25 protein-coding genes, 2 pseudogenes and 1 riboswitch are annotated in these 26064 nt (G+C 60.6%); of the genes and pseudogenes, 15 read left to right on the forward strand and 12 right to left on the reverse strand.

The genetic code is table 11. The features are described 5' to 3' along the window. Nucleotides 1-159: 159 nt before the first annotated feature. Both ACZZ0K_RS01940 and ACZZ0K_RS01945 read right to left on the reverse strand, forming a co-directional pair. The gene (locus ACZZ0K_RS01940) at nucleotides 160-375 is read right to left on the reverse strand and encodes a TIGR02450 family Trp-rich protein (protein WP_076564097.1); all 216 of its coding nucleotides are present in this window, start codon (nucleotides 373-375) and stop codon (nucleotides 160-162) included. Continuing rightward, a complete protein-coding gene (locus ACZZ0K_RS01945; protein WP_041479990.1) occupies nucleotides 372-1358 on the reverse strand; it encodes an NAD(P)/FAD-dependent oxidoreductase in 987 nt (328 codons plus the stop codon). The genes ACZZ0K_RS01940 and ACZZ0K_RS01945 overlap by 4 nt, the downstream gene beginning before the upstream one ends. A 197-nt stretch (nucleotides 1359-1555) precedes the next feature. Between ACZZ0K_RS01945 and ACZZ0K_RS01950 the strand changes: the two genes are divergently transcribed. After that, entirely contained in the window at nucleotides 1556-2458 is a 903-nt protein-coding gene (locus tag ACZZ0K_RS01950; RefSeq protein ID WP_236168901.1) for a TIGR01777 family oxidoreductase, read from the forward strand. 13 nt (nucleotides 2459-2471) lie between these two features. Further along, nucleotides 2472-3490: pseudogene (gene hemH / locus ACZZ0K_RS01955) on the forward strand (ferrochelatase); the annotation flags it as partial. A 110-nt stretch (nucleotides 3491-3600) separates the two neighbouring features. Here hemH and ACZZ0K_RS01960 read toward each other — a convergent pair. Both ACZZ0K_RS01960 and upp read right to left on the reverse strand, forming a co-directional pair. Then, complete coding sequence (locus tag ACZZ0K_RS01960) at nucleotides 3601-4875, reverse strand: uracil-xanthine permease family protein (protein WP_016773229.1); 1275 nt, start codon at nucleotides 4873-4875, stop codon at nucleotides 3601-3603. Between the two features lie 2 nt (nucleotides 4876-4877). Beyond that, nucleotides 4878-5516 (reverse strand): uracil phosphoribosyltransferase, encoded by a 639-nt coding sequence (gene upp, locus ACZZ0K_RS01965; protein WP_024014279.1) that lies wholly within the window; start codon nucleotides 5514-5516, stop codon nucleotides 4878-4880. 165 nt (nucleotides 5517-5681) lie between these two features. On the opposite strand from upp, the gene ACZZ0K_RS01970 reads away from it, so the two are divergent. The 4 genes from ACZZ0K_RS01970 (at nucleotide 5682) to ACZZ0K_RS01985 (ending at nucleotide 7610) form a co-directional block, all read left to right on the forward strand. Continuing rightward, a complete protein-coding gene (locus tag ACZZ0K_RS01970; protein WP_016773231.1) occupies nucleotides 5682-6239 on the forward strand; it encodes a hypoxanthine-guanine phosphoribosyltransferase in 558 nt (185 codons plus the stop codon). Between the two features lie 3 nt (nucleotides 6240-6242). Then, nucleotides 6243-6716 (forward strand): WbuC family cupin fold metalloprotein, encoded by a 474-nt coding sequence (locus tag ACZZ0K_RS01975; protein ID WP_150741828.1) that lies wholly within the window; start codon nucleotides 6243-6245, stop codon nucleotides 6714-6716. A gap of 63 nt (nucleotides 6717-6779) precedes the next feature. Beyond that, the gene (locus ACZZ0K_RS01980; protein WP_150741829.1) at nucleotides 6780-7259 is read left to right on the forward strand and encodes a hypothetical protein; all 480 of its coding nucleotides are present in this window, start codon (nucleotides 6780-6782) and stop codon (nucleotides 7257-7259) included. Nucleotides 7260-7322: 63 nt separating this feature from the next. Next, on the forward strand, nucleotides 7323-7610 hold the full coding sequence (locus ACZZ0K_RS01985) for a PA4642 family protein (protein WP_041479985.1): 288 nt from the start codon (nucleotides 7323-7325) through the stop codon (nucleotides 7608-7610). A 137-nt stretch (nucleotides 7611-7747) separates the two neighbouring features. On the opposite strand, the gene mqo is transcribed toward ACZZ0K_RS01985, so the two are convergent. Both mqo and ACZZ0K_RS01995 read right to left on the reverse strand, forming a co-directional pair. Next, complete coding sequence (gene mqo, locus ACZZ0K_RS01990) at nucleotides 7748-9256, reverse strand: malate dehydrogenase (quinone) (RefSeq protein ID WP_252884824.1); 1509 nt, start codon at nucleotides 9254-9256, stop codon at nucleotides 7748-7750. Between the two features lie 703 nt (nucleotides 9257-9959). After that, nucleotides 9960-10193 (reverse strand): hypothetical protein, encoded by a 234-nt coding sequence (locus ACZZ0K_RS01995; RefSeq protein ID WP_039761314.1) that lies wholly within the window; start codon nucleotides 10191-10193, stop codon nucleotides 9960-9962. Between the two features lie 205 nt (nucleotides 10194-10398). Between ACZZ0K_RS01995 and ACZZ0K_RS02000 the strand changes: the two genes are divergently transcribed. Further along, on the forward strand, nucleotides 10399-10983 hold the full coding sequence (locus ACZZ0K_RS02000; RefSeq protein WP_039761315.1) for a YajG family lipoprotein: 585 nt from the start codon (nucleotides 10399-10401) through the stop codon (nucleotides 10981-10983). 349 nt (nucleotides 10984-11332) lie between these two features. Here the strand turns inward: ACZZ0K_RS02000 and ACZZ0K_RS02005 are convergent, their stop codons facing one another. After that, entirely contained in the window at nucleotides 11333-11539 is a 207-nt protein-coding gene (locus tag ACZZ0K_RS02005; RefSeq protein ID WP_095181665.1) for a hypothetical protein, read from the reverse strand. Between the two features lie 193 nt (nucleotides 11540-11732). Here ACZZ0K_RS02005 and ACZZ0K_RS02010 point away from each other — a divergent pair, with 193 nt between their 5' ends. After that, entirely contained in the window at nucleotides 11733-12011 is a 279-nt protein-coding gene (locus ACZZ0K_RS02010; protein WP_016770663.1) for a hypothetical protein, read from the forward strand. 132 nt (nucleotides 12012-12143) lie between these two features. Here the strand turns inward: ACZZ0K_RS02010 and ACZZ0K_RS02015 are convergent, their stop codons facing one another. After that, nucleotides 12144-13310 (reverse strand): 1-acyl-sn-glycerol-3-phosphate acyltransferase, encoded by a 1167-nt coding sequence (locus ACZZ0K_RS02015; RefSeq protein ID WP_041479984.1) that lies wholly within the window; start codon nucleotides 13308-13310, stop codon nucleotides 12144-12146. Between the two features lie 138 nt (nucleotides 13311-13448). On the opposite strand from ACZZ0K_RS02015, the gene ACZZ0K_RS02020 reads away from it, so the two are divergent. The 3 genes from ACZZ0K_RS02020 to ACZZ0K_RS02030 are packed head-to-tail and all read left to right on the forward strand — an operon-like array spanning nucleotide 13449 to nucleotide 14560. Continuing rightward, nucleotides 13449-13631, forward strand: coding sequence for a CPXCG motif-containing cysteine-rich protein (locus ACZZ0K_RS02020; protein ID WP_041479983.1), 183 nt, complete (start codon nucleotides 13449-13451; stop codon nucleotides 13629-13631). 9 nt (nucleotides 13632-13640) lie between these two features. Beyond that, nucleotides 13641-13901 carry a putative signal transducing protein gene (locus tag ACZZ0K_RS02025; RefSeq protein WP_041479982.1) on the forward strand — a complete coding sequence of 87 codons (261 nt, stop codon included), beginning with the start codon at nucleotides 13641-13643 and terminating at the stop codon, nucleotides 13899-13901. 35 nt (nucleotides 13902-13936) lie between these two features. Continuing rightward, entirely contained in the window at nucleotides 13937-14560 is a 624-nt protein-coding gene (locus ACZZ0K_RS02030) for an SOS response-associated peptidase (protein ID WP_039761324.1), read from the forward strand. 205 nt (nucleotides 14561-14765) lie between these two features. On the opposite strand, the pseudogene ACZZ0K_RS02035 reads toward ACZZ0K_RS02030, so the two are convergent. Continuing rightward, nucleotides 14766-16906, reverse strand: a pseudogene (locus ACZZ0K_RS02035) (methyl-accepting chemotaxis protein). Between the two features lie 251 nt (nucleotides 16907-17157). Here ACZZ0K_RS02035 and ACZZ0K_RS02040 point away from each other — a divergent pair. Then, entirely contained in the window at nucleotides 17158-17976 is an 819-nt protein-coding gene (locus ACZZ0K_RS02040; protein WP_016773242.1) for a M48 family metallopeptidase, read from the forward strand. Between the two features lie 157 nt (nucleotides 17977-18133). Here ACZZ0K_RS02040 and ACZZ0K_RS02045 read toward each other — a convergent pair whose 3' ends face one another. The 3 genes from ACZZ0K_RS02045 to ACZZ0K_RS02055 all read right to left on the reverse strand — a co-directional run bounded on the left by ACZZ0K_RS02045 (nucleotide 18134) and on the right by ACZZ0K_RS02055 (nucleotide 20966). After that, nucleotides 18134-18718, reverse strand: coding sequence for a TMEM165/GDT1 family protein (locus ACZZ0K_RS02045; protein WP_041479980.1), 585 nt, complete (start codon nucleotides 18716-18718; stop codon nucleotides 18134-18136). A gap of 88 nt (nucleotides 18719-18806) precedes the next feature. Continuing rightward, nucleotides 18807-18931, reverse strand: a riboswitch (yybP-ykoY riboswitch). 39 nt (nucleotides 18932-18970) lie between these two features. Continuing rightward, the gene (locus tag ACZZ0K_RS02050; RefSeq protein ID WP_258707188.1) at nucleotides 18971-19969 is read right to left on the reverse strand and encodes a class I SAM-dependent methyltransferase; all 999 of its coding nucleotides are present in this window, start codon (nucleotides 19967-19969) and stop codon (nucleotides 18971-18973) included. A 31-nt stretch (nucleotides 19970-20000) separates the two neighbouring features. Continuing rightward, a complete protein-coding gene (locus ACZZ0K_RS02055) occupies nucleotides 20001-20966 on the reverse strand; it encodes a 2-hydroxyacid dehydrogenase (RefSeq protein ID WP_258707187.1) in 966 nt (321 codons plus the stop codon). Between the two features lie 271 nt (nucleotides 20967-21237). On the opposite strand from ACZZ0K_RS02055, the gene ACZZ0K_RS02060 reads away from it, so the two are divergent. The 3 genes from ACZZ0K_RS02060 to ACZZ0K_RS02070 all read left to right on the forward strand — a co-directional run bounded on the left by ACZZ0K_RS02060 (nucleotide 21238) and on the right by ACZZ0K_RS02070 (nucleotide 26045). Beyond that, on the forward strand, nucleotides 21238-21867 hold the full coding sequence (locus ACZZ0K_RS02060; RefSeq protein ID WP_056790244.1) for a LysE family translocator: 630 nt from the start codon (nucleotides 21238-21240) through the stop codon (nucleotides 21865-21867). A gap of 268 nt (nucleotides 21868-22135) precedes the next feature. Further along, nucleotides 22136-23818, forward strand: coding sequence for a fatty acid--CoA ligase (locus tag ACZZ0K_RS02065; RefSeq protein ID WP_122747829.1), 1683 nt, complete (start codon nucleotides 22136-22138; stop codon nucleotides 23816-23818). A gap of 337 nt (nucleotides 23819-24155) precedes the next feature. Beyond that, entirely contained in the window at nucleotides 24156-26045 is a 1890-nt protein-coding gene (locus tag ACZZ0K_RS02070; RefSeq protein WP_073473478.1) for a DUF1302 domain-containing protein, read from the forward strand. Nucleotides 26046-26064 lie beyond the last annotated feature (19 nt).

The following is a 26064-nucleotide window of genomic DNA, read 5'->3' on the forward strand; positions in this document are numbered from 1 at the left end:
GCATAGATCGATGGATGTACAAGTCAAATGATTTGTATAAGATTTTTCTACAGCGCTGAATATGTGGGAGCGAGCCTGCTCGCGAAAGCGGTGGGTCAGTCAGTGATTTCGTATCCGATACAGCGCTTTCGCGAGCAGGCTCGCTCTCACAAGGGAAATCTATTTCCAGCCGAGTAACCAGTGCTCGCTGTCTTTCAGCACCTGCCAATCCAGGCGCTCGCTACGCTGGGTCAGCACCGCCTGCAATTCAACTTCCAGCACCGTACCTTCCTCGTCGCGGATCAGTTCGGTGACCAGAAAATGTTTTTCGCGATTTTGCGGGTGGGCTGCTGTCCACTTCGACAGCAGCAATTTGCGCGGATTGATGCGATTCATTGCAGGTGTTCGTGCAAGCGACGTGCAGCCTCCTGACCGCTCAGCCAAGCGCCTTCAACGCGGCCCGACAGGCACCAGTCGCCGCAGGCGTACAAGCCCAGGTCGGCGTCGGCCAGCGTGGTCCACTCGTGGCCGGTAGCGGGGCGGGCGTAGAGCCAGCGGTGGGCGAGGCTGAAGGTCGGCGCAGGCATGGCGCTGTGCAGCAGTTCGGCGAAGGCACCGTGCAGATGTTCGATTACTGCTTCCTTGGAGAGGTCGATGTGTTGCCGGCTCCAGGCGCTGGTTGCATGCAGCACCCACGTGTCGAGAGTGCTGTCGCGCCCGGGTTTGCTGCGGTTGCGCGCCAGCCAGTCGAGCGGGCTGTCCTGTACGAAGCAACCTTCGATCGGCGTATCGAGCGGGGTTTCAAATGCGAGGGCGACGGCCCAGGTCGGCTCCATTTTCACCCCGGCAGCAACCCCGGCAAGTTTCGGTGCGGCGGCGAGCAGCGCGGTGGCTTGCGGTGCCGGCGTGGCGATCACCACATGGCTGAAGGGGCCGTGGGTGCAGCCGTCGGCGTCCTGCAGATGCCAGTGTTCTTCGCCGCGATAGACCTCGGTGATGCGGCAGGCAAACTGCACGTCCAGGCCATCGAGCAGGCCACGGGTGATGGCGCTCATGCGCGGCGTGCCGACCCAGCGGGTCTGCTCGTCCGGCGACATGTTCAGTTGGCCGCCCTGGAAGGTGTACAGCTGCGGCGTCCACTCAGCGGCCCAGCCCCTGCTCTGCCAGCGCTGCACTTCGGTGACGAAGCGCCGGTCGCGCGCGGTGAAGTATTGAGCGCCCAAGTCCAGCGAGCCGGCGTCGCTGCGCTTGCTCGACATGCGCCCGCCGCTGCCGCGGCTTTTATCGAACAGTTGGACGGTATGCCCGGTCTCTGTCAGAGCCTGGGCGGCGGAGAGCCCGGCGATGCCGGTGCCGATGATTGCGATAGGTACAGTCATAGGGGCCTCGTTTACCTTTCTGTACAGACTACGCCGTCGATCAAACCTGTACAATTCTGTTTTTTGGTATAACTTCTAGCGTTCTCGTTCTGACAGCTTGGCCTATTGTTAAACCATAGAGCCTGCCCGATCGAAAAGATCCCTGCCTATAAAAATAGACTAGTGATCCGGGTTAAACGCCACGCGAGGAAGATGTCATGCACATATTGCTGACCGGCGGTACTGGTTTGATCGGACGTCAGCTCTGCCGGCACTGGCTGGAGCAGGGCCATCGGCTGACGGTGTGGAGTCGCCGCGCGGAAAAAGTCGCGCAGATCTGCGGCGCGCAAGTGCGCGGGATTGCCCGTCTGGAGGACCTCGGCGAAGAGCCGCTGGATGCGATCGTCAATCTCGCCGGCGCGCCGATTGCAGACCGCCCCTGGACCCATCGTCGCAAGGCGTTGCTGTGGAGCAGCCGCATCACGCTGACGGAAACGCTGCTGGCGTGGCTGGAAACTCGCGCGCAGAAACCGTCGCTGCTGATTTCCGGCTCGGCGATCGGCTGGTACGGCGACGGTGGCGAACGCGAGTTGACTGAAGAATCACCGCCGGGCATCGACGACTTCGCCAGTCAGTTGTGCATCGCCTGGGAAGAAACCGCCCTGCGCGCCGAAAACCTCGGCATCCGCGTGGTACTGGTGCGAACCGGTCTGGTGCTATCGGCTGAGGGCGGCTTTTTGTCGCGGCTGTTGCTGCCGTTCAAGCTCGGGCTGGGCGGGCCTTTGGGCAATGGTCGGCAGTGGATGCCGTGGATTCACATCGACGATCAAATCGCCCTGATTGATTTTCTTCTGCACCGGAATCAGGCCAGCGGTCCTTATAATGCCTGCGCGCCGAAACCTGTGCGCAACCGCGAATTTGCCAAGACCCTGGGCAGTGTGTTGCACCGCCCGGCGTTCATGCCGATGCCGACCCTGGCGCTGAAAGTCATGCTCGGCGAGCTGTCACTGTTATTGCTCGGCGGCCAGCGCGCGACGCCGGCACGCCTGGTGGAAGCGGGGTTCAGCTTCCGCTTTACGGATTTACGCGCGGCTCTGGATGATCTCTCCAGCCGCCTCTGAAATAGGACGTTGCATGACCGATCACGCTTTGCTTCTGGTCAACCTGGGCTCTCCGGCCTCCACCTCGGTGGCGGATGTGCGCAGCTATCTCAATCAATTTCTGATGGACCCCTACGTGATCGACCTGCCATGGCCGCTGCGGCGGCTGCTGGTGTCGCTGATCCTGATCAAGCGTCCCGAGCAATCGGCACACGCCTATGCCTCGATCTGGTGGGAAGAGGGCTCGCCGCTGGTGGTGCTCAGCCGCCGTTTGCAAGAGCAGATGACCCGCACGTGGAAACACGGCCCGGTAGATCTGGCGATGCGTTATGGCGAGCCGTCGATCGAAACCTGTCTGCTGCGTCTGGTCAAAGCGGGACATAAGAAGATCACTTTGGCGCCGCTGTACCCACAGTTCGCCGACAGCACCACGACCACGGTGATCGAAGAAGCCCGCCGCGTGCTGCGCGAGAAGAAACTCGACGTGCAGTTGTCGATCCTGCAACCGTTCTACGATCAGCCGGAATACATCGAGGCACTGGCCGCCAGCGCGCGTCCGCATCTGCAGCAGGATTACGATCATCTGCTGCTGAGCTTTCACGGTTTGCCTGAGCGCCATCTGAGCAAACTCGATCCGACGGGCAATCACTGTCTCAAAGGCGCCGATTGCTGCCAGACCGCCTCGCCGGCGGTATTGGCAACCTGTTATCGCGCGCAGTGTTTCCGTACCGCCGCCGCCTTCGCCAAAAGCATGGGGCTGGCGGACGGCAAATGGTCGGTGTCGTTTCAGTCGCGCCTGGGCCGGGCGAAATGGATCGAGCCGTACACGGAAGCGCGGCTGGATGAACTGGCCAAAAGCGGGGTGAAAAAGATTCTGGTGATGTGCCCGGCGTTCGTCGCCGATTGCATCGAGACGCTGGAAGAGATCGGCGATCGCGGCAAGGAACAGTTCCGCGAAGCGGGGGCGAGGAGTTGGTGCTGGTGCCGTGCCTGAACGACGACCCGCAATGGGCCAAGGCGCTGGCGACCCTCTGCGAAAGAGCGCCGCTGGCCTTTAAAGCTTCGCGAGCAGGCTCGCTCCCACAGGTTGAAATGCATTCCAGACCTGTGGGAGCGAGCCTGCTCGCGAATGCTATCTGTCAGGCGATGAAGATCCGAAAGCCTTAGATCAGCGGCTCATCCGCCTTCTTCTGCTTCCAGCCATCATTGCCCGGCAGGATCAGGTTCAGCGCAATCGCCACCACCGCGCACAGCGCGATGCCTTTGAGGCCGAAGTCATCAGGACCGGTGCCGGTGCCAACCAGCACGCCGCCGATACCGAACACCAGCGTCACCGAAACAATCACCAGGTTGCGCGCTTCGCCCAGGTCGATCTTGTGGCGGATCAGGGTGTTCATGCCCACTGCCGCGATCGAACCGAACAGCAAGCACAGAATCCCGCCCATTACCGGCACCGGAATGCTTTGCAGCAGCGCGCCGAACTTGCCGATGAACGCCAGGGTGATGGCGAAGATCGCCGCCCAGGTCATGATTTTCGGGTTGTAGTTCTTGGTCAGCATCACCGCGCCGGTCACTTCGGCGTAAGTGGTGTTGGGCGGGCCGCCGAACAGGCCGGCGGCCGTGGTGGCGATGCCGTCACCGAGCAGGGTGCGATGCAGGCCTGGCTTCTTCAGGTAATCGCGGCCGGTCACGCTACCGACGGCAATCACGCCGCCGATGTGTTCGATCGCCGGGGCCAGCGCTACCGGAACAATGAACAGAATCGCCTGCCAATTGAACTCGGGCGCGGTGAAGTGCGGCAGAGCGAACCATGGCGCTGCAGCAATTTTCGCCGTATCGACCACGCCGAAATAGAACGACATGGCAAAACCCACCAGCACGCCGGAAATGATCGGCACCAGACGGAAGATGCCTTTGCCGAACACCGCCACGATCAACGTGGTCAGCAGCGCCGGCATGGAAATCATCATCGCCGTCTGATAGTGAATCAGCTCGGTGCCGTCGCCGGCCTTGCCCATCGCCATGTTCGCGGCAATCGGCGCCATGGCCAGGCCGATGGAAATGATTACCGGACCAATCACCACCGGTGGCAGCAGACGGTCAATGAAGCCGGTGCCTTTGATCTTCACGGCGAGGCCGAGGAAGGTGTAGACGAAACCGGCTGCCATCACCCCGCCCATGGTCGCGGCGAGGCCGAACTGGCCCTTGGCGAGAATGATCGGCGTGATGAAGGCGAAGCTCGACGCGAGGAACACCGGCACCTGTCGCCCGGTGACGATCTGGAACAGGATCGTCCCCAGACCCGCGGTGAACAGTGCCACGTTCGGGTCCAGGCCGGTGATCAGCGGCATCAGCACCAAGGCGCCGAAGGCCACGAACAGCATCTGCGCGCCGGACAGCACCGTGCGCCAGAGCGGATCGTTGAACTCTTGCTGCATGGTCACGCGTCCTTCTGCTTGGTGCCGAAGATCTTGTCACCGGCGTCGCCAAGCCCAGGAATGATGTAGCCGTGCTCGTTCAAGCGTTCATCGATGGACGCGGTGTAGATGGTCACGTCCGGGTGCGCCTGTTCGACCGCAGCAATGCCTTCCGGCGCGGCCACCAGGACCATGGCGCGGATGTCGCGGCAACCGGCCTTTTTCAGCAGGTCGATGGTGGCAACCATGGAGCTGCCGGTGGCGAGCATCGGGTCGATGATCATCGCCAGGCGCTCGTCGATTTCCGGTACCAGTTTTTCCAGATAGGTGTGCGCTTGCAGGGTCTCTTCGTTGCGGGCAACGCCCACAGCGGAGACCTTGGCGCCCGGGATCAGGCTGAGCACGCCTTCGAGCATGCCGATACCGGCACGCAGGATCGGCACGACGGTTATCTTCTTGCCGGCGATTTTCTCCACCGACACGGTGCCGCACCAACCGGCAATGTCGTAGGATTCGAGCGGCAGATCTTTTGTAGCTTCATAGGTCAACAGGGCGCCGACTTCCTGAGCGAGCTCGCGGAAATTCTTGGTGCTGATGTCAGCGCGGCGCATCAGGCCGAGTTTATGACGGATCAGCGGATGGCGGATCTCGAGGATGGGCATGGGAAAGGCTCCGGCGGCGGGCAAAAAAACCGGCCTAGATTAATCTATCCGAGGGTGATGTCCTATAGGACATTCTGTACGTTAGTCCATAAGAGCTTGATTCGACCTCGCGGGATGCGTACCTTTGCCCGCTTTTCCAATTCCGCCAACCCCCTGGAGAGCGCCATGTCCGCTGATCTCGAGCATATCCGTCAAATCATGCGAGAGGCTGACTGCCTGTACACCGAATCTGAAGTCGAGGCGGCCATCGCCCGCGTCGGTGCACAAATCAACGAACAACTGGCTGACAGCAATCCGGTGGTGTTCTGCGTGATGAACGGCGGCCTGATCTTCTCCGGCAAACTGCTGACGCATCTGCAATTCCCGCTGGAAGCGTCCTACCTGCACGCGACCCGTTATCGCAACGAAACCAGCGGCGGCGACCTGTTCTGGAAAGCCAAGCCGGAAGTCTCGTTCATCGACCGCGACGTGCTGATCATCGACGACATCCTCGATGAAGGTCACACCCTGGGCGCGATCATCGACTTCTGCAAACACGCCGGCGCACGCAAAGTGCACACCGCCGTGCTGATCGACAAGGACCACGACCGCAAGGCACGTCCTGACCTGAAAGCCGATTTCGTCGGCCTGCCGTGCATCGACCGCTACATCTTCGGTTATGGCATGGACTACAAAGGCTACTGGCGCAACGCCAACGGGATTTACGCGGTTAAAGGAATGTAAGCAATGGGTACGCCAGGCTTTCTTGATCAAACGCTATTCGCTGAGTTGGCCGAGAAAGCCGCGCACAATCCCCGCGGACGCCAGCATCACAACTTCCATCAGATGGAAGAAGCCTGTCATCGCATGGCTGTGGGGCTGCAACCGCAGACCTACATCCAGCCTCATCGTCACCTGGGTGACAACAAGGCAGAAACGTTGTTGGTACTCAAGGGGCGGCTGGGGCTGCTGATCTTCGACGAAAACGGTGCCGTGCTGAAAAAGCAGGTCCTGCAGGCCGGTGGAGACTGTGTCGGTGTGGATCTGCCGACGAACGTCTTTCATGGTCTGGTCGTACTGGAAGCTGACAGCCTGATGTTCGAATGCAAGGCCGGACCTTATCGCCCGGTGGGTGAGGGCGAACTTGCCCCGTGGGCACCGCGTGATGGCGAGCCCGGTGTTGCTGACTATCAGGCCTGGATGCGCAAGCAGTTTGATTGAATCGGCGCATTGATTTGCGCAGGTGCATGCTAGAGTTCTCGGCCCCGCCCTCCGGAGCCTGTCATGCGCCTCTTGATCCGCAGCCTCGCCGCCCTGTTGCTGTCCATCAGCCTGCCGCTGTCCGCTGCGCCGATGCACAGCCAGTTCCTGCCGCCGGACGATCTGACCCTGCGCGACGCTGAACCCGAGCAGCAGCAACTGCTGCAGGTCAGCGAGTATTCGGTGGTGGTCGGTGCGCAGCGCCAGTCCAATCAGCAGCCGATTCCGGTCACCTCGTCCTTGTTGATCCGCCTCAAGGGCAAGTCGCTGAACAAAGGCGCGAACATCAACCAGGTGCTGGTGAGTTTCGACGGCGAAAGCAAAAGCCTGAAGAAACCGGCATATGACGATAAAAGCAAAACCCTGACGCTGTTCTATCCGCTCGCTCAATACCGCGTGGTGATGGATCTGCTGCGCAACGACACGGTGTATGTGCAGTTCCTCAGTTATGCCAATGGCCATATCTGGGCCGATCTTCATACCGGGGCGATTCGTCCGCGTTGAGCCGGGCGGCCGGGCAAGGGTAAACTGCCCGCCCCGTGTCATGTCTGCGAGCTGGAGTCGGCAATGCGTAAAGATAAGAAACAAGTGATTGGTGACGAGATCGGCGATGAGCAGATCAAGCTGTTCCTCGATTTTGAGCCGGTCGACGCCACTTCGCCGTCGCTGCACAAACTGATAAAGGCCTATCGCGGTTTGCGCATCGATGATTTCGAGCGCTTTCTGGGCTTCTTCGTTGCGGCGGGTTATGACGTTGATGGCAAGGATGAGCAGGGCAAGACCTTTGTTGACCTGATCGCCGATCAGCGCAACGCCCCGGACTACATCGAGCTGATCGAAAAGTCCCGCTCCTGAGATCAAAGATCGCAGCCTGCGGCAGCTCCTACAGGTTGAACACAAAACCTGTGTAGGAGCTGCCGAAGGCTGCGATCTTTTGCTTTTCAAGGCCATAAAAAAACGCCCCGATCGGGGCGTTTTTTCATGCCGCAAGATCAAGCGAAGCTTGGGGTCTCGCTGCTTTCTTCAACCAGTTCCAGGGCGATGTTGTTCTGCGTGTTGATCTTGCGATACAGCGCAGCATCGGTTTCCAGAACCTTTTCACGGGCCGGGAAGATCTCGGCCAGTTTGGTAGCCCATTCGCCGGACGCCTTGGCCGGGAAGCACTTCTCGATCAGTTCGAGCATGATCGAAACGGTCACCGACGCGCCTGGCGAAGCGCCGAGCAGGGCGGCGAGGGAGCCGTCCTTCGCCGCGACCAGTTCGGTACCGAACTGCAGGATGCCGCCCTTTTTCGGGTCCTTCTTGATGATCTGCACCCGTTGGCCGGCCACTTCCAGGCGCCAGTCTTCGGCTTTCGCCTGCGGGTAGAAACGCCGCAGCGATTCCAGGCGCTGTTCCATCGATTGCATCACTTCGCTGACCAGGTACTTGGTCAGGTCCATGTTGTTTTTCGCCACCGCCAGCATCGGCCCGATGTTGCCGGCGCGCACCGACATCGGCAGGTCCATGAAGGAGCCATGCTTGAGGAACTTGGTGGTGAAACCGGCGTATGGCCCGAACAGCAGGGATTTCTTGCCGTCGACGACGCGAGTGTCGAGGTGCGGCACCGACATCGGTGGCGAACCCACGGCCGCCTGGCTGTAAACCTTGGCCTGGTGGTGCTTGACCACTTCCGGGTTATCGCAGCGCAGCCACTGGCCACTGATCGGGAAGCCACCGAAGCCTTTGCTTTCTTCGATGCCCGAAGCCTGCAGCAACGGCAGGGCAGCGCCACCGGCACCGAGGAAGACGAACCTGGCGTCGACTTCGCGGGTGTTGCCGTTGTTGACGTCCTTGATGCTGACGGTCCAGCCGGCGCCGTTACGCTTGAGGCCGGTCACGCGCTTGCAGTATTTGACCTGGGTGTCCGGGGCACTGCTCAAATGCTTGAGCAGCTGATTGGTCAGGGCGCCGAAGTTGACGTCGGTGCCGTTCATCACACGGGTGGCGGCGAGGACTTCGTCCGGCGAGCGGCCCGGCATCATCAGCGGCATCCACTCGGCCATCTTGCCTTTGTCTTCGGTGTACTCCATGTCGGCAAACGCGTGGTGCTTGCTCAGGACATTGAAGCGCTCCTTGAGGAACGACACACCGCTTTCGCCCTGAACGAAACTCAGGTGCGGTACCGGGCTGATGAAGGATTTGCACGAGCCGAACGTGCCCTTCTTGGTCAAGTACGACCAGAACTGCTTCGACACCTCGAACTGGGTGTTGATGTGCACGGCTTTCTTGATGTCGACGCTGCCATCGGCAGCCTGCGGGGTGTAGTTCAGCTCGCACAGGCCGGCGTGACCGGTACCGGCGTTGTTCCACGGATTGGAACTCTCGGCGGCGCCGGAATCCATCAGCTCGACGACTTCCAGCTTGATCGCGGGGTCGAGCTCTTTGAGCAGTACGGCCAGGGTGGCACTCATGATGCCGGCCCCTACCAGAACTACGTCGACTGCTTCGTTATGCGCCATTTAACGCGTCTCCCAAATCTGCAGCACCAAATTGTCGGCATGGCTGCCAGGCGTTCCAGGGCAGGTCAGTGGGCCCGGGCTATCCGTGGTCAGGTGGGCCATGTCCGAATCTTCGCAATTTTTCGCAACTTCGACGGATGCGTGCGGCCTGGTTTCAAGCGTTCCATGAACGCATTTTCGCGCAGGGCTGGCAATTCGACTTATGGTCGAGTCATCCGTTTTCGTGCAACCAAATCCGTAGCGGACAGGCTTCAGGCTCCGATGTTCGAGGTATACCCGGTCCTGTGTCGTTGGGCTGTTTCAGACGCTAATGGTGCATGTTCAGACGCAAAACTATTCATTTGCTCGCCACACTCTTGTGAAGTTGTGAAAACCCGTTTTTTTCACGCTCTTTTGAAGACGTGAACCTCAAAAAAGGGCTGCCTTGGCCTGGCACCTGCCCGCTAGGGCAAAACAACGCGGTGGCCGAGCGAATGACAGCTCTGCAGATTCGCGAAAAGCGGGTTTTTGCCGGAAGAACAGGCAAGCGCGCCAACTTCACTCGATCTGTGTGGGCGGCTCTCTGTGGGCGATTTTGATGTCGATGCATGCGCATTGACGCTGTTGCGGGGCCCGATCAGGAGACGTCCTTATAATCGGGGGAGATTGTAGCGAAGAAATGCGCGCAGTTGCTCGTGTTTAATGACTTTTATTAGGCATCCGGTCAGATGCTCAACTGCACCTGACCCCGTGCGCGCATTTGTCGCGGTACGACCCGGGCGCTGGCGGGCAGCGGCTGGTTCAGCCAGGTCAGGCGGATTTCTTCGATTTCCACCCAGCCGTCGCCCATCGGTTGCAGGCTGCACTGTTTGAAGGCCTGGCAATGACCGTTGCGGTCGAGCAGGGCAAAGCTGCGATGCAGCGGGCGTGGGGCGAACAGCGAGATCAGATAACGCATGGCAGAGTTCCTTGAAGGAGGACTGCTGTGAAGCTTGCCGGTGGGCCGTGACGTCGCGGTGTATGGACGGTGAAGAATGTGTGACAGGAACCGCTTTCAGCGGGGTTTGTCAGACATTTCAGTATTCACTGTGCGACGCTGGTTACGCGCAGTGGCCCACCGCTATACTGCCGGCCTGTTTGTGCCTGATTCTGGAGAGAAGAGCATGTTGCAACGCCTGTTGTTCGGTTTGATCACTGTCGCCGGTTTGACCCTCGCCGGCTGCGCCCATAGCCCGCAACAACTGAATCCGGAGCCAAAGCTGACCACGCAACTGCCAGCGGTCGGTCGCGGCCAGCCTGTCATCGTGCGTGTGGTCGACGGTCGTCCGTCGCCGACCCTCGGTACCCGTGGCGGTCTGTATCCGGAAACCAGCGCCATCACCGTGCAGCGCGAGCAGATCCTGCCGAAGCTGCAGGCCCAGGCCGAAGCTGCCGTACGTCTGCTCGGCTTCACCCCGACCACCAGCGCACCTAACGCGCCGCAGCTGACCGTTACCCTGGCCGAGCTGAAATACCAGTCGCCGAAAGAAGGCATGTACGTGACCGAAGCCACCATCGGCGCGACCTTCCGCTCCGACGTGCAGAACGCCAACCGCCGTTACAGCGGCCGTTACGGTGCGTCGCTGGACCAGCGCTTCGGCATGGCGCCGAATCAGGAGACCAATACCAAACTGGTCAGCGATGTATTGAGTGACGCACTGACGCGTCTGTTCAAGGACCCGACCGTGGGTCAGGTGCTCGCTGAGTAAGCTTGCAGTGGATATGAAAAAGCCCGGGGCCAGTGATGGTTCCGGGCTTTTTTGTGGATCTGAGATTTGTGTCGTATGGGAAATCGATTCCCCTCACCCCAGCCCTCTCCCGAGGGAGAGGGAGCCGATCGCGTGTGCTTCAAAACCTGAATTCGGCGCGGTATCTCATGTCGGCGTATCTACCGCAAACACCTCGGTCAGTCCCCTCTCCCCAAGGAGAGGGAGCCGATCGCGTGTGCTTCAAAACCTGAATTCGGCGCGGTATCTCAAGTCGGCGTATCTACCGCAAACACCTCGGTCAGTCCCCTCTCCCTCTGGGAGAGGGCTAGGGTGAGGGTGCTTTTGACGTTCAGGCAGCCTGAGAATAAAAATCGAGCACGCTCACTCCGGTCAGCAAATCCGTCTCGGGCAAGTCCGCATGCTGATGCCCGCCCAGCGCGCAATACACCAGCCAGTGCCGATCCTGCACGTTGAAGGCAAGGCTGCCGATCAGGCTTTGCTGGTCGTCGTAAGGAGTGATGAGGTACAGGCGATCCTGGTTTTCCGCGTGCAGCATGTCGCATTCCATTCGGGTTTCGAGGCGCGCAGGGTGAAGCATCCACGTGACGATGCCATGACACAGGACAGCCATCGGTCGATTGTCAGGTTATTTGTCGCAAAGGCTGGGGCAGGGCGTCAGGGTTTGGGTAGAATTCGCGCCGCGGTCGTCGGTCTGGCGTCTGCCACACCGGTTAAGTTCGAGGTCTGTGATGTCGCTGCACTTGATGACGCTGTTTACCGCCCATCCCGCCAAGTTGATCAACCTGCTGGCCTTGCTGCTGGCCTTTCCGGGCAGCTGGCTGCTGCACGCGACCCGCCGCCGTGAGCAACGCGCCCAGGCCAGTCTCGCCGCCCAGCGCCAGGCGCAGCCCAATGCCGAGCCGATGCTCGATTGGGCGACGTTGCGCATGAACCGGTTTTTCTATCGTTTTGGTTTTGCTTGCCTTGGCCTGGCCCTGATCGTCTCGTGGATCAGCACGCGCTTCTGAAAGCAAAAGCAAACCCTGTGGCGAGGGGATTTATCCCCGCTGGACTGCGTAGCAGGCCCCGTTTTTCTCAGGTAAAAACTTGGGAGCGCTGCGCACTCCAACGGGGATAAATCCCCTCGCCACAGCCGTTGCCTACAGCGGCAATCCAGCCTTGACCCGATACTGATTGCGCACCGGCGTCGCATATTGCAGCACCAGGTACGGACGATGCTCAGCGGGGCACGCATCCAGTCGGCTTTGCCATTCATCCTGCGCCTTGGCCAGTTCGTCAGCCGGGAACACCTCGGCCGCCGTCGGCACATTCAGTTGCGGATCGGCATCCGCCCACTGCGCGTACGCCAGGTAATGCACCGGGAACAGCCGGTAGCCGCCGAGAATCTGCTTGTCCATCTCGATCGCCAATTGCTTGGTGTCCTCGAACACCTCAGTGATCGGCGCGGCAAAGTTCACGTGCACCCGGCCCTTGTAACCGGTGATGCCCTTCGCGATGCTCACGTCATCCTCGCCCGGCGCCTTGGCGTAGGTGCCGGTGGTGGCGCGGATGTAGAGTTCGCGGGCCTTGGCCTGGTCGCAGGGGTCGTACTCATAGCTGATCGACACCGGCGTCACGTTGAGCGAGCGGATGACTTCGCCGAACGGCTCGTCCTTGCGGCTCATGTGGAACATCTTGAGGATCGCCGACTCGGTGCGGTCGTCGCCGTCCTTCGCCCGACCTTCAGCCTGAGCAATCCAGATCGACGCGCAGTCGTTGCGGATCGAGTGGTTGATGTACGCCGACAGCAACTGATAAGCAGCCATCTTCTCGCGGCGGCCGGTGATCGAGCGGTGGACGATAAAGCTCTTGTTCAAGCGCATCAGGTCACTGACAAACGGCTTTTGCAGCAGGTTGTCGCCAATCGCGATGCGCGGCGTCGGCAGGCCGGCGTGGTACACGGCGTAGTTGACGAAGGCCGGGTCCATGACGATATCCCGGTGGTTGGCGATGAACAGGTAGGCGCTGCCGGACTTGAACTGCTCGACACCGGTATAGGTCACGCCGTCGGTGGCGCGCTCGATGGTGTGGTCGACGTAGAACTCGACTTTGTCCTGTAAGGTAGCCACGGAATTCACGTCGGCAAACTCACGACGCAGCCGATGGGCTATAAGAGGTTTGAGCATCCAGCCGAAGGCACCGGCAAAACGCGGGAAGCGGAAGTGGGTGAGGATATCTAGAAACGCCTTGTCGCCGAGCAGCCTTGCCAGTACCGCAGGTACTTCGCTGTCGTCGTAAGGTCGGATGGCATCGAATTCGCCCATCATGCTCTCTTGTTGGAAACGGCTAGGGTAAGTAAAGGGTTTGATCGAAAACCCGCAGGGCACGGTCTGAAAAGTAGTCAGACAAAAATAGCCCTGCAAATAGACCGGCGATTATACGCACAAGTCACTTGGGAGACCGCGATGCTGGAAGATGCACGGTATGAATGTCCGTATTGCGGTGAGGAAGTCGAGACCACGCTGGATTTGTCCGGCGGCGATCAAACGTATATCGAAGACTGCCAGGTGTGCTGTCGTCCGATCACCTTTGTCCTGCAAGTCCATGAAGACGAGTGGCATCTGGAAGTCTTCAGCGAAAACGAGTGAGGGCCGCGTATGCAGCGCATCTACGAACCGGCGAACCTGATGGAAGGGGAGATGCTCAAGGGCATGCTCGCCAACGAAGGAATCGAGGCGCACCTGATCGGCTGTGATCTGGTGGGCGGTACGGGTGAACTGCCGATCTTCGGCCTGCTCGGGCTGTCGGTGGATAACGATCAGGCCGAATACGCCCGCGAGCTGATCAACTTGTACAATGCCGCGCTGCCGCTACACGGCGACGAACCGGAGAGCTTCCCCGGGACGCTGGTCTGTTAGGCTGGCGCTGGTTTTATTCAGAGTTATGTTGCCCCATGTGTGGACGTTATGCCCTGTTTCGCTGGAACCGCGACTTTGCGGCCCTGCCAGGTTTTCCCGCCGATCAACAGGCGCAGTGGAACATTTCCCCCAATGATTCGGTGTTGATGCTGCGTGCCGACGAAGACGGCCAGCGCACGTTGGCCCGTGCGCGCTGGGGCCTGACACCGCCGTGGCTGACCGATCTGTCGAAGACCCCGGCCCATGCTCGCGCCGAAACCGTGGCCGAGCAGCCGATGTTTCGTGAGGCGCTGCGTCTGCGGCGTTGCCTGCTGCCGGCCAACGGTTTCTACGAATGGCGCGGCACCCAGCGCAAGCGACCGTACTGGTTGACGCCGGGGGAGGGCTCATCGTTGTTTTTCGCCGCGATCTGGGAAGCGTATCCGGTGCAGGAACAGGTCTGGCTGAGCACGGCAGTGATCACTCAATCGGCGGCGAGTCAGCGGCGACCGTTGATTCTCGATGAAGCGGGGCAGGCTGCCTGGCTTGATCCCGAAACGCCGCTCCATGTCTTGCAGGGTTTGCTCGCCAGTGAACCGGCGGCGCTGCGTGAGCGGGTGTTGGCGAATCTGGTGAATGATCCGAAGTTGAACGGGCCGGAGTGTTTGACCCCGGCTTGATTTGCGTGGATCAAAAGCCCCTCACCCCAGCCCTCTCCCGGAGGGAGAGGGAGCCGAATGGGGATACTTCAGAGGTACACCGACCTGAACGATCTGTTGTGAATCCATAATCGACTGTTTTTTTCAGGTCGATGTATAGCGCAAGACATCGCGGTCGGTCCCCTCTCCCTCCGGGAGAGGGCTAGGGTGAGGGGCTCTTGATCTTTCAGACCTTGAATTGATTGATCAACCGCCGCTGCTGTTCCGCCAGTTTGGTCAACCCGGCGCTCGCCGAACTCGATTCATCCGCACCGCCGGCCACTTCATTCGCCACCTGACCTATGTTGATCACATTGCGGTTGATGTCGTCGGCCACTGCGCTTTGCTCTTCTGCCGCACTGGCGATCTGCGTGTTCATGTCGTTGATCACCGACACGGCCTGGGTGATCGTTTCCAGCGCTTCGGCCGCTTTCGCCGCGTGTTGCACGCTTTCGTCGGTGCGGTTCTGGCTGTCTTCCATGACGCGCACCACATCGCGGGTGCCCTGTTGCAACTGCTGGATCATGCTCTGGATTTCTTCGGTGGCCTTCTGGGTTTTCTGCGCCAGATTGCGCACCTCGTCGGCGACCACGGCAAAACCGCGACCCTGCTCGCCGGCTCGCGCGGCTTCGATCGCCGCGTTCAGTGCCAGCAGATTGGTCTGTTCAGCGATGCCGCGAATGGAAGTGAGGATGGCGTTGATGTTTTCGCTGTCCTTGGCCAGCGTCTGCACCACCTCGACAGCCTTGCCGATTTCCACCGCCAGTACGCCAATCGAATTCGAGGTGTCGCGCACGATCTGCATGCCCTGGCTGGCGGCCTGATCGGCGTGGCTTGCCGCTTGTGCTGCCTGGGTGGCGTTGCGCGCCACGTCCTGGGCGGTAGCGGTCATTTCCTGCACCGCTGTCGCCACTTGATCGATTTCGGCCATTTGTTTCTGCACGCCGATGTTGGTGCGGATGGCGATGTCGGCGGTGTGTTCCGAGGAATCGCTGACGCTCTGCACCGAGGTCACCACCTGGGTGATCATCGCCTGCAACTTGCCGAGGAAGGTGTTGAAGCCTTTGGCAATCGAGCCCAATTCGTCGCTGCGGTCACTGCTCAAACGCCGGGTCAGATCGCCTTCGCCCTGCGCGATGTCATCGAGCATGGCGACCATTTGCTTGAGTGGCCGCGCGATGCCGTGACCCACCAGCCAGATCACCAGCAGGCCGATGCCGGCGATGATCAGGCCGACCATGGCCATGCCGAAGGTGTCGGATTTGCGCTGGGCATCAAGATCAGCCTGGAGGTTTTGCAGATCGGCCATGACCGCGTTGAGCGGCAATTGCAGCATCAGTGTCCAGCGTGCGTCGGTCTGGCCGATGCCGAACGGCAGGTACAGTTCGATGCGGCCCTTGGCCTGATTCACCGCATAGGTGACCTCGTCGCGCTTGAGGTTGGCGAGATTGCTGGCCTGTTCGGCGTCGAGAATGTCGCTGACTTTTTCGCCGAATTTGCTCGAATCCTTGGTATAGGCAACGATCCGCCCATTGCCGCCGACCAGGGCCATTTCACCGGCGCCGCTGTAAAGCTTATGGTTGGCGGCGAGGAGCATGTCCTGAATGAAGTTCACCGAGAGGTCGGCGCCGACGATGCCCTGGAACGCCCCGTTGACCATGATCGGTTCAATGAACGAGGCGAGCATGACGATCTTGTCGCCGACCTTGTACGGTGCCGGGTCGATCACGCAGGCTTTCTTCGTCTCTTTCGAGCACAGGTAGTACTCGCTGGCGCGCACCCCGGTGGACAAGGTTTTCTGATCGTCGACATCGGCCAGTTTGTCCACGCCCAGACTGCCGTCGGTATTGCGGAACCACCACGGCAGGAAACGTCCATTGGCTGGATCGATACCGACCACGGCGCTGCCGATGTAGGCCGCGTCATTGTGGTCCAGTGCGTTTTTTCCCAGCCGATGTAGGTGCCGAGAACCTTCGGGTTCTTTTCTACGTTTTCCTTGATCAGGCTGATCAGTTGCTCGCGGCTGACGCTCAGGCGCGGCTGGCCATCGGCGGCGGTTGTGCCGAGCAGGGCGTTGACGCGTACCAGACCGCCGGCAATCAGCAGCGGCGCTTCGAGTTCGCGCTGGATCTGGCTGACCTGGGTCTGCGCCAGCGAGGTCAGGCGCTGTTCGATGACTTGCTCGAACTGCGCCTGGGTGCGCTGTTGCACCATTTCTTGAGTGCGGGCGCCGGAGAACAGCGCGTACAGCACCAGCGCCGCGACCACGCTGAGGACGATGGCGCCGGCCAGAGCGGCGACGGAAAACTGGATCGACTTGAACTTCATGGGAGCTCCGCACGCAAGAGGACAATCTGCGAGGGATTTATCGGCGGGGTGGGCGCGGCCATGAGAGACGTTGGTCGGAATCGCCGCGCGATGTCGCTGATGGATCGATGCACGGCGGATTCAATGCGCGTCGAGGAATTTCCAGCCAGTCTTGCGGCCTTAGGTGGATGTACGCGCAATGCGTCCGTTGTATCTGGCGCCAATACAATTAGCCGCCTAGGATACGCCTCAGGTTTTCAGGGAGCTTTTGAATGAACAAGACATTAGTGGTAAGTGCTTTGAGCGCAGCGCTGTTGCTGGCCGGTTGTCAGTCGGTCAACACCACCAGCGGCGGCGCCGTGGGCGTGGAGCGCAAGCAGTACATGTTCAGCATGCTGTCCTCGCAAGAGGTCGATCAGATGTACGCGCAGTCGTATCAGAAGACTGTCGGCGAGGCGTCGAGCAAAGGTGTGCTGGACAAGACCAGCCCGGAAGCCAAACGCGTGCAGACCATCGCCAACCGCTTGATCGCCCAGGCGCCGACCTTCCGCCCGGACGCGGCGCAGTGGCAATGGGAAGTCAATCTGATCAAGAGCGATGAGCTCAACGCCAACTGCGGTCCCGGCGGCAAGATCATTTTCTACACCGGGCTGATCGACAGCCTGAAACTCACCGACGATGAAATCGCTGCGGTCATGGGCCATGAAATCGCCCACGCCCTGCGCGAGCACGGCCGTGAGGCGATGTCCAAAGCCTATGGCATGGAAATGGCCAAGCAGGGCGCCGGCGCTTTGTTCGGTCTGGGTCAGGACAGCCTGGCGCTGGCGGACACCGTGGCCAACTACGGCATGACCTTGCCCAACAGCCGCGCCAACGAAAACGAAGCTGACCTGATAGGCCTGGAACTGGCCGCCCGCGCCGGCTACAACCCGAACGCGGCGATCACCCTGTGGGACAAGATGAGCAAGGCTTCCGAAGGCGCGCCACCGGAATTCATGAGCACTCACCCGGCATCCAGCAGCCGCATTGCTGCGTTGCAGGCAGCGATTCCGAAGGTGATGCCGTTGTACGAAAAAGCCCCGAAGTCCTGAGCCAATGATCGTTCCCACGCTCTGCGTGGGAATGCAGCCCGGGACGCTCTGCGTCCCATTGGAACGCGGAGCGTCCCTTGAGGCATTCCCACGCAGAGCGTGGGAACGATCCTTCAAATCCCCTCACCACAGGTTTTGGGTAGTTCAGTAGACGGGGTTAAACCCAGCCACTGCTCTGCATCGCTTTATAAACCGCAACAATCGCCAGAATCATGAACGCCGAAGCCGCGAGGCGGCGGATCAGGGTCAGCGGCAGTTTCTCTGCGGCAAAATTACCCGCCAGTACCACCGGCACGTTGGCAATCAGCATGCCCACGGTGGTGCCGATGATCACCAGCCACAGTTCCGGATATTGCGCGGCGAGCATCACCGTGGCGATCTGCGTCTTGTCGCCGATTTCCGCCAGGAAGAATGCGATCAGTGTGGTCAGGAACGGCCCGAACTTGCGCGCAGTACTGGCCTCGTCGTCATCCATCTTGTCCGGGACCAGCGTCCACAGTGCCGTGGCGGCGAAGCTGGCGGCGAGGATCCAGTGCAGAACGGCGTCGGAGAAGAAACTGCCGACCCAGGCACCTACCGCACCGGCTGCTGCGTGGTTGGCCAAAGTCGCGGCGACAATCCCGGCAATGATCGGCCAGGGTTTGCGAAAGCGGGCGGCGAGAATCAGCGCGAGCAGTTGCGTCTTGTCGCCGATTTCGGCCAAGGCAACGATAGCGGTGGGAACGAGTAGCGAGTCCAGCATCAGGGATTTCCTAAGGGGCGGGTCGACACGGCTATGACACGTACAGCCTTCCCGCCCCGGGTAAGGTGTGCGTGTCATAGGTCTTGTCAAACCCTGCGATCCGTCTGGTGCGGACGCTTGGGTCGCATACGCCATGATCTGAGGATCAAGTATGTTGACGTATGCCGGACGAGCTTGGCGCTCGTGGGAGACTACTCCCCTAGGACGGAGCGGATTCTGCCTAGGCAAATCCGATTGGGCAAGAACAAATTTTCAACCGCGCTTGGCCCGGTAAATCCGGAAACCGTTGCCTTCAGCCTTGATCGCACACACGCCCAGGTGCTCCTCGATCAACGGCTGATACTTGAGAAAGCTGTTCGCCACAAGGCGCAGTTCGCCACCGTTTTTCAGATGTTTCGCCGCTTTTCGCAGCAGGTTCTCTGTAGCGAAATAATCGGTGTGCACGCCGACATGGAACGGCGGATTGCTCAGAATCGCGCTCAAACCCATCGGCGCCGCATCGATGCCGTCCCCGGTCAGCACTTCCGCCTCCAGGCCGTTGGCGGCCAGGGTCAGACGGCTGCTGGCGGCGGCGAACGCGTCGACATCCAGCAACGTCACCTGATTGTGCGGATAGCGACGTTTCACTGCAGCCCCGAGCACGCCGGCGCCGCAACCGAAGTCGAGCAGATGGCCGCTCGGCAGTTTGTCCAGATGCTCCAGCAGCAGGGCGCTGCCGCGATCCAGTCGACCGTGGCTGAACACGCCCGGCAAACTGATGACTTTCAACGGCCCTTCGGCCAGGGGCAGTTCGTAGGTCTGCGCAAGACTTTCCAGGGATTTCGCTTCAGGCGCATTGGCCACGGTGACTTGCCAGAGCTGGCAGTGCCGGGCGCTGTCGAGTTTGCGTGGCTTGCCGAACGGATTGAGCTGTTTGGATGCGCCTTCGATGCCGCTGCGTTTTTCCCCGACCAGAAACACCTCACGCCCGGCCAGACGCGACGTCACGGCGTTGAGGATGTAATCGGTCAGGTCCTTGGATTTGGGCAGGAACACCACAGCGCTGTCGAACTCACGCTCGGGCACATTCACGCCGAACTGGCTGCGGCCCTCGAAACGCGCGTCCAGTGCGGCTTGATCGCCAGCGTGCCAGCACCAGCCGAACGCATTGGGCAGACGCCCGAGCAGATCGTCGGCGGGCAGGCCGGCCAACAGCAGCGAACCCTGGAATAACTCGGCCTGACGAAGCAGTACTTCACTGCGCGGATCCATAACTGCTCCTTGAAAAAAGTGCCGCAGTTTATCAACTGACGACCCGCAGCGCCTCACCGCTGAAGAACGCCTGGGCGTTTTCGCTCAGTTGGCCGACGATACGCTGGCGTGCCTCGCGGCTGCCCCAGGCGTTGTGCGGGGTGACGATCAGGCGCGGGATATCGGCGGCGAGCAGCGGATTGCCCTGGGTCGGTGGCTCGACACTCAACACATCGGTCGCCGCACCGCCGAGGTGACCGCTGCGCAAAGCGTCGGCCAGCGCCTGCTCATCGATCAGGCCGCCGCGGGCGGTATTGACCACAAATGCGCCAGGCTTCATCGAGGCCAGTTCGCGGGCACCGATGAAATGCCGGGTGTGCTCGTTGAGCGGGCAGTGCAGGGTCAGGGCGTCGATCTGCGGCAGCAGTTCTTCCAGCGGCAAGCGATCCGGCCGAGCCGGGCGCCCGGGAATCTGCCCGAGCAACACACGCATGCCGAACGCTTCGGCCAACCGCGCCACGGCACCACCAAGTTCGCCATGCCCGAGCAGGCCGAGGGTTTTGCCTTGCAGTTCGATGATCGGGTAGTCGAGCAGGCAGAACTGTTTCGCCTGTTGCCAGCGGCCTGCGCTCACAGCTTTCTGATAGTCGGCCAGGCGCGTGGCGAGGTTGAGCAGCAGCATGATCGTGTGTTGCGCCACCGACGGCGTGCCGTAAGCCTGGCAATTGCACACGGTGATGCCGTGGGCGCGGGCGGCAGTGAGGTCGACATTGTTGGTGCCGGTGGCGCTGATCAGGATCAGTTTCAGTTGCGGGTTGGCAGCCATGGCAGCAGCGTCGATCACGACCTTGTTGGTGATCGCCACTCCGGCGCCTTGCAGGCGTTCGCTGACCTGTTCCGGCAAAGTCTGGGCGAACAGCTGCAAGTCGCTGAAGCATTCGCGCAACGGACCGAGGTCCAGATCGCCGAGATCCAGCGAAGGGTGATCAAGGAATACCGCGCGGCGCGTGTTCGTCATCAACTGTACCTTTTGTGCTGTGAGCGGAGGGCGTACTCTGCCGAGCCTACCAGATGAAACAAATCGTTACGCTGACCCCGCAGCGGACACATAACCTTGTGGCGAGGGGATTTATCCCCGTTCGGCTGCGCAGCAGTCGCAAAATCACTGCCTGCGGGCCAGGCAGAAGTTTTTGGCGCTGCTTCGCAACCCATCGGGGATAAATCCCCTCGCCACAGGACTGCGTTCTTTTCAGATTTTTTATTGACCAAGCTGCCCCAAAGGAGCCCCCATGTACTGGACCGAGTTCTTGACCGTTGCCCTGATCCACTTGCTCGCCGTGGCCAGCCCCGGCCCGGACTTTGCCGTGGTCGTGCGCGAGAGCGTGACCCACGGGCGTCGCGCCGGCACCTGGACCGCGCTGGGCGTGGGCTCGGCGATTTTCCTGCATGTCGGCTATTCGTTGCTCGGCATCGGTCTGATCGTGTCGCAATCGATCGTGCTGTTCAACGCGCTGAAGTGGGCCGCCGCCGCGTATCTGCTTTACATCGGCTTCAAGGCCTTGCGCGCGCAACCGGCGAAAACCGTCACCGATGATTTGCACCGGGAAACCGGCGTACGCACCGCGCGGGGCGCGTTTACCTCGGGCTTCGTCACCAACGGCCTGAACCCGAAAGCCACGCTGTTTTTCCTCTCGCTGTTCACCGTGGTGATCAATCCGCACACGCCGCTGGCCGTGCAGGCCGGTTACGGCGTTTACCTGGCGGTGGCGACGGCGATCTGGTTCTGTCTGGTGGCGATGCTGTTCAGCCAACATCGCGTGCGCGCCGGCTTCGCGCGCATGGGCCACTGGTTCGACCGCACCATGGGCGCGGTGCTGATTGCTCTCGGTGTGAAAATCGCTTTTACCGAGATGCACTGACCGGGCCGCATTGTTCTCTTGTAGGAGCTGACGAGTGCAACGAGGCTGCGATCTTTTGATCTTGTCTTTTCATAAGCAAATCAAAAGATCGCAGCCTTCGGCAGCTGGTACAGGGGCCATATCCAATTTCCCGATACCTGGGGTGCTGGCGCAAAGCTAGCATTTGTACGGCTCTGCAAATCATTCCTTTGGCTGATTTGACTGTCATGCTGGCGCACTAGAGTACGAATCTCTCCGCCAACACCGTGCAGTCAGAAAAGGGATTCTTATGTTGCAGACTCGGGTCATTCCGCCGGCCGATGGGGCCTACCAGTATCCATTGCTGATCAAACGGCTGCTGATGTCCGGCGCCCGTTACGAGAAAACCCGCGAAATCATCTACCGCGACCAGTTGCGCTACAGCTATCCGACCCTGATCGAGCGGGTTGCGCGGCTGGCCAACGTGCTGACGGCTGCCGGCGTCAAGGCCGGTGACACCGTGGCGGTGATGGACTGGGACAGCCACCGTTACCTGGAATGCATGTTCGCCATTCCGATGATCGGCGCGGTGATCCACACCATCAACGTGCGCCTGTCGCCGGAGCAGATCCTCTACACCATGAACCACGCCGAAGACCGCTTCGTGCTGGTCAACAGCGAGTTCGTCGGGCTGTATCAGGCCATCGCGCCGCAGCTGACCACGGTGGAGAAAACCCTGCTGCTGACCGATCTGCCGGAGAAAACCGCAGAGCTGCCGAACCTCGTCGGCGAATACGAGCAACTGCTGGCCGCTGCGAGTGCGCAATACAATTTCCAGGACTTCGACGAAAACTCGGTCGCCACCACGTTCTACACCACCGGCACCACGGGCAATCCCAAAGGCGTGTATTTCACCCATCGGCAACTGGTGCTGCACACCATCGGCGTGGCGACGATCATGGGTTCGATCGACAGCGTACGGCTGCTCGGCACCAACGATGTGTACATGCCGATCACGCCGATGTTCCACGTCCACGCCTGGGGTTTGCCGTACGTGGCGACCATGCTCGGGCTCAAGCAGGTTTATCCGGGGCGCTACGATCCGGAGTATCTGGTGGAGTTGTGGCGCAAGGAGAAGGTCACCTTTTCCCATTGCGTGCCGACCATCCTGCAGATGCTGCTCAACGCCAAAGCCGCGCAGGGTGCCGACTTCGGTGGCTGGAAGATCGTCATCGGCGGCAGCGCGCTCAATCGCAGCCTCTATGAAAACGCCAAGGCCCGTGGCATTCAGCTGACAGCCGCTTACGGCATGTCGGAAACCGGGCCGCTGGTGTCCTGCGCGCACCTCAACGACGAACTGATGGCCGGCAGCGAAGACGAGCGCACCACTTACCGGATCAAGGCCGGTGTACCGGGGCCGTTGGTCGAAGCGGCGATTGTCGACGGCGACGGCAACTTCCTTCCGGCCGACGGTGAAACCCAGGGCGAACTGGTGCTGCGCGCGCCGTGGCTCACCGAAGGCTATTTCAATGAACCGCAGAAGGGCGCCGAGCTCTGGGCCGGTGGCTGGTTGCACACCGGCGACGTCGCCACGCTCGACAGCATGGGCGTGATCGATATTCGTGATCGCATCAAGGACGTGATCAAGACCGGCGGCGAGTGGATCTCCTCCCTTGACCTCGAAGACCTCATCAGCCGGCATGCGGCGGTACGCGAAGTAGCAGTGGTGGGCATCGCCGATCCGCAGTGGGGCGAGCGCCCGTTTGCCTTGCTGGTGGTCCGCGAAGGGCAGGTGATCGGTGCACGGGAACTGAAGGAACACCTCAAGCCGTTCGTCGAGCTGGGACACTTGAGCAAATGGGCGATCCCCAGTCAGATCGCCCTTGTTACCGAAATTCCCAAGACCAGCGTCGGCAAGCTCGACAAGAAGCGCATTCGCCTCGACATCACCGAGTGGCAAGCCAACAACAGTACCTTTCTTTCGACACTTTGAGTGTCTGCTGGCGCGCCGAAACCGGCGCGCCAGACCCACCAAGCAAGCGCTTGGCTTGTGAAATCGAAAAAATCAGCCATCCTTGCCCTGCCGACGTGTGTCGGACTGGCGAAAGGACTGTTCCAGAGTGGTTGGCGGCTGCAAATCACACTTTAGAGGGATCAAGCACTACCACCCGCTGGATATAGTCCGCTCAAGGACTTTTTAGAAACGGAGCACACGCACTGATCGGGGCGAGCAACTCTGGAGTGATTTCGGGCAACCCTGGCGCCCGGTCCTCCACAGCGTTTTTAAAAGTACTCACTGCCATAACAATAATGCACATGGAGTAGCGTCGATGACCTCAGTAAACCAGTTCTGGCGCCGGGCGAAACTGCCTCTGGCGGTCAGTCTTGCCTCCTCGCTCGCCGGGCCTGCATTCGGCGTCAGTTTCAACGTCGGTGAAATCGAAGGCCAGTTCGACTCGTCCCTGTCGATCGGTGCCAGTTGGTCTACTCAGAGCCCGAACAAGAACCTTATCGGCGTCAACAACGGCGGCCGTGGCCTGTCGCAGACTTCCGATGACGGGCACGCCAACTTCAAGAGCGGCGAAACCTTTTCGAAGATCTTCAAGGGCATCCATGACCTTGAATTGAAATACGGCGACACCGGCGTGTTCGTCCGTGGCAAATACTGGTACGACTTCGAACTGAAGGACGAGAGCCGCCAGTTCAAGGACATCAGCGACAGCAACCGCAAAGAGGGCGCCAAGTCCTCCGGCGGGCAGATCCTCGACGCCTTCGTCTACCACAACTACGCGATTGCCGATCAGCCGGGCTCCGTGCGTCTGGGCAAGCAGGTAGTGAGCTGGGGTGAAAGTACCTTCATCGGCGGCGGCATCAACTCGATCAACCCGATCGACGTCTCCGCGTTCCGTCGTCCGGGCGCCGAGATCAAGGAAGGCCTGATTCCGGTCAACATGTTCTACGTGTCGCAGAGCCTCACCGATAACCTCTCGGCCGAAGCGTTCTACCAACTGGAATGGGACCAGACCGTCGTTGACAACTGCGGCACCTTCTTCTCCCAGCCGGACATCGTTGCTGACGGTTGCGACAGCAATCTGCGCGTACTGAACAAGCGTTCGCAGATTCCGGCGATCGCTTTGGGGCCGTTGGCCGCCAACGGTGTGAACGTCGACCAAGAAGGCGTGCTGGTGCGCCGTGGGCCGGACCGTGACGCGCGCGACAGCGGTCAGTGGGGCGCGTCCCTCAAATACATGTTCGAGCCACTCGACACCGAGTTCGGCGCCTACTTCATGAACTACCACAGCCGTGCGCCGATCTTCAGTGCAACCGGCGCACCGCAGTCGGTCTACAACACTGCCGCCGCGCTGCCGGGGCCGTTCGCCGCACTCGCACCGCTGCTGGTCGCGGGCAATTCGAATTACTTCATCGAATACCCGGAAGACATTCGTCTCTACGGCCTGAGTTTCTCCACCACCCTGCCTACCGGTACGGCGTGGAGCGGTGAGATCAGCTACCGTCCGAACGCGCCGGTGCAACTGAACTCCACCGACATCCTGTTTGCCGGCGTGCGTCCACTGGGCGGCGCGCTGACCAACGCTTCGTTGCTCACTGGCGTGCCGGGTCAGGACCTGCATGGCTATGAGCGCAAGGAAATCACCCAGATCCAGACGACCTTCACGCACTTCTTCGATCAGGTCATGGGCGCCAGCCGTCTGACCCTCGTTGGTGAAGTCGGCGCGACCTACGTCGGTGGCCTGGAAAGCCGTTCCGACAAGCGTTATGGCCGCGATCCGGTCTACGGTCCGGGTGAGTTGCCGGCTACTGGCACAGTCGATACCTGCGCCAACATCCTCAACAACAGCACCATCAACGGCGCAGGTCCTGGTTCGCCGCAGAACAACCGCAGCCGCAATTGCGAAAACGACGGCTTCACCACGTCGATGTCGTGGGGCTACCGTGGTCGGGCGATCTGGGAATACAACGACGTGTTTGCCGGTGTGAACCTCAAGCCGAACGTGGCCTGGTCCCACGACGTGAGCGGTTACTCGCCAGGCCCTGGCGGCAACTTCGAGGAAGGTCGCAAAGCGGTCAGCCTGGGCGTCGACGCCGAGTACCAGAACACCTACACCGCGAGCCTGGCCTACACCAATTTCTTCGACGGCAAGTACACCACCGTGGATGACCGCGACTTCGTGGCGCTCAGCTTCGGCGTGAACTTCTAAGCACTGCATTTCAGGACGA

It is taken from the genome of Pseudomonas sp. AC255, from assembly GCF_979258175.1.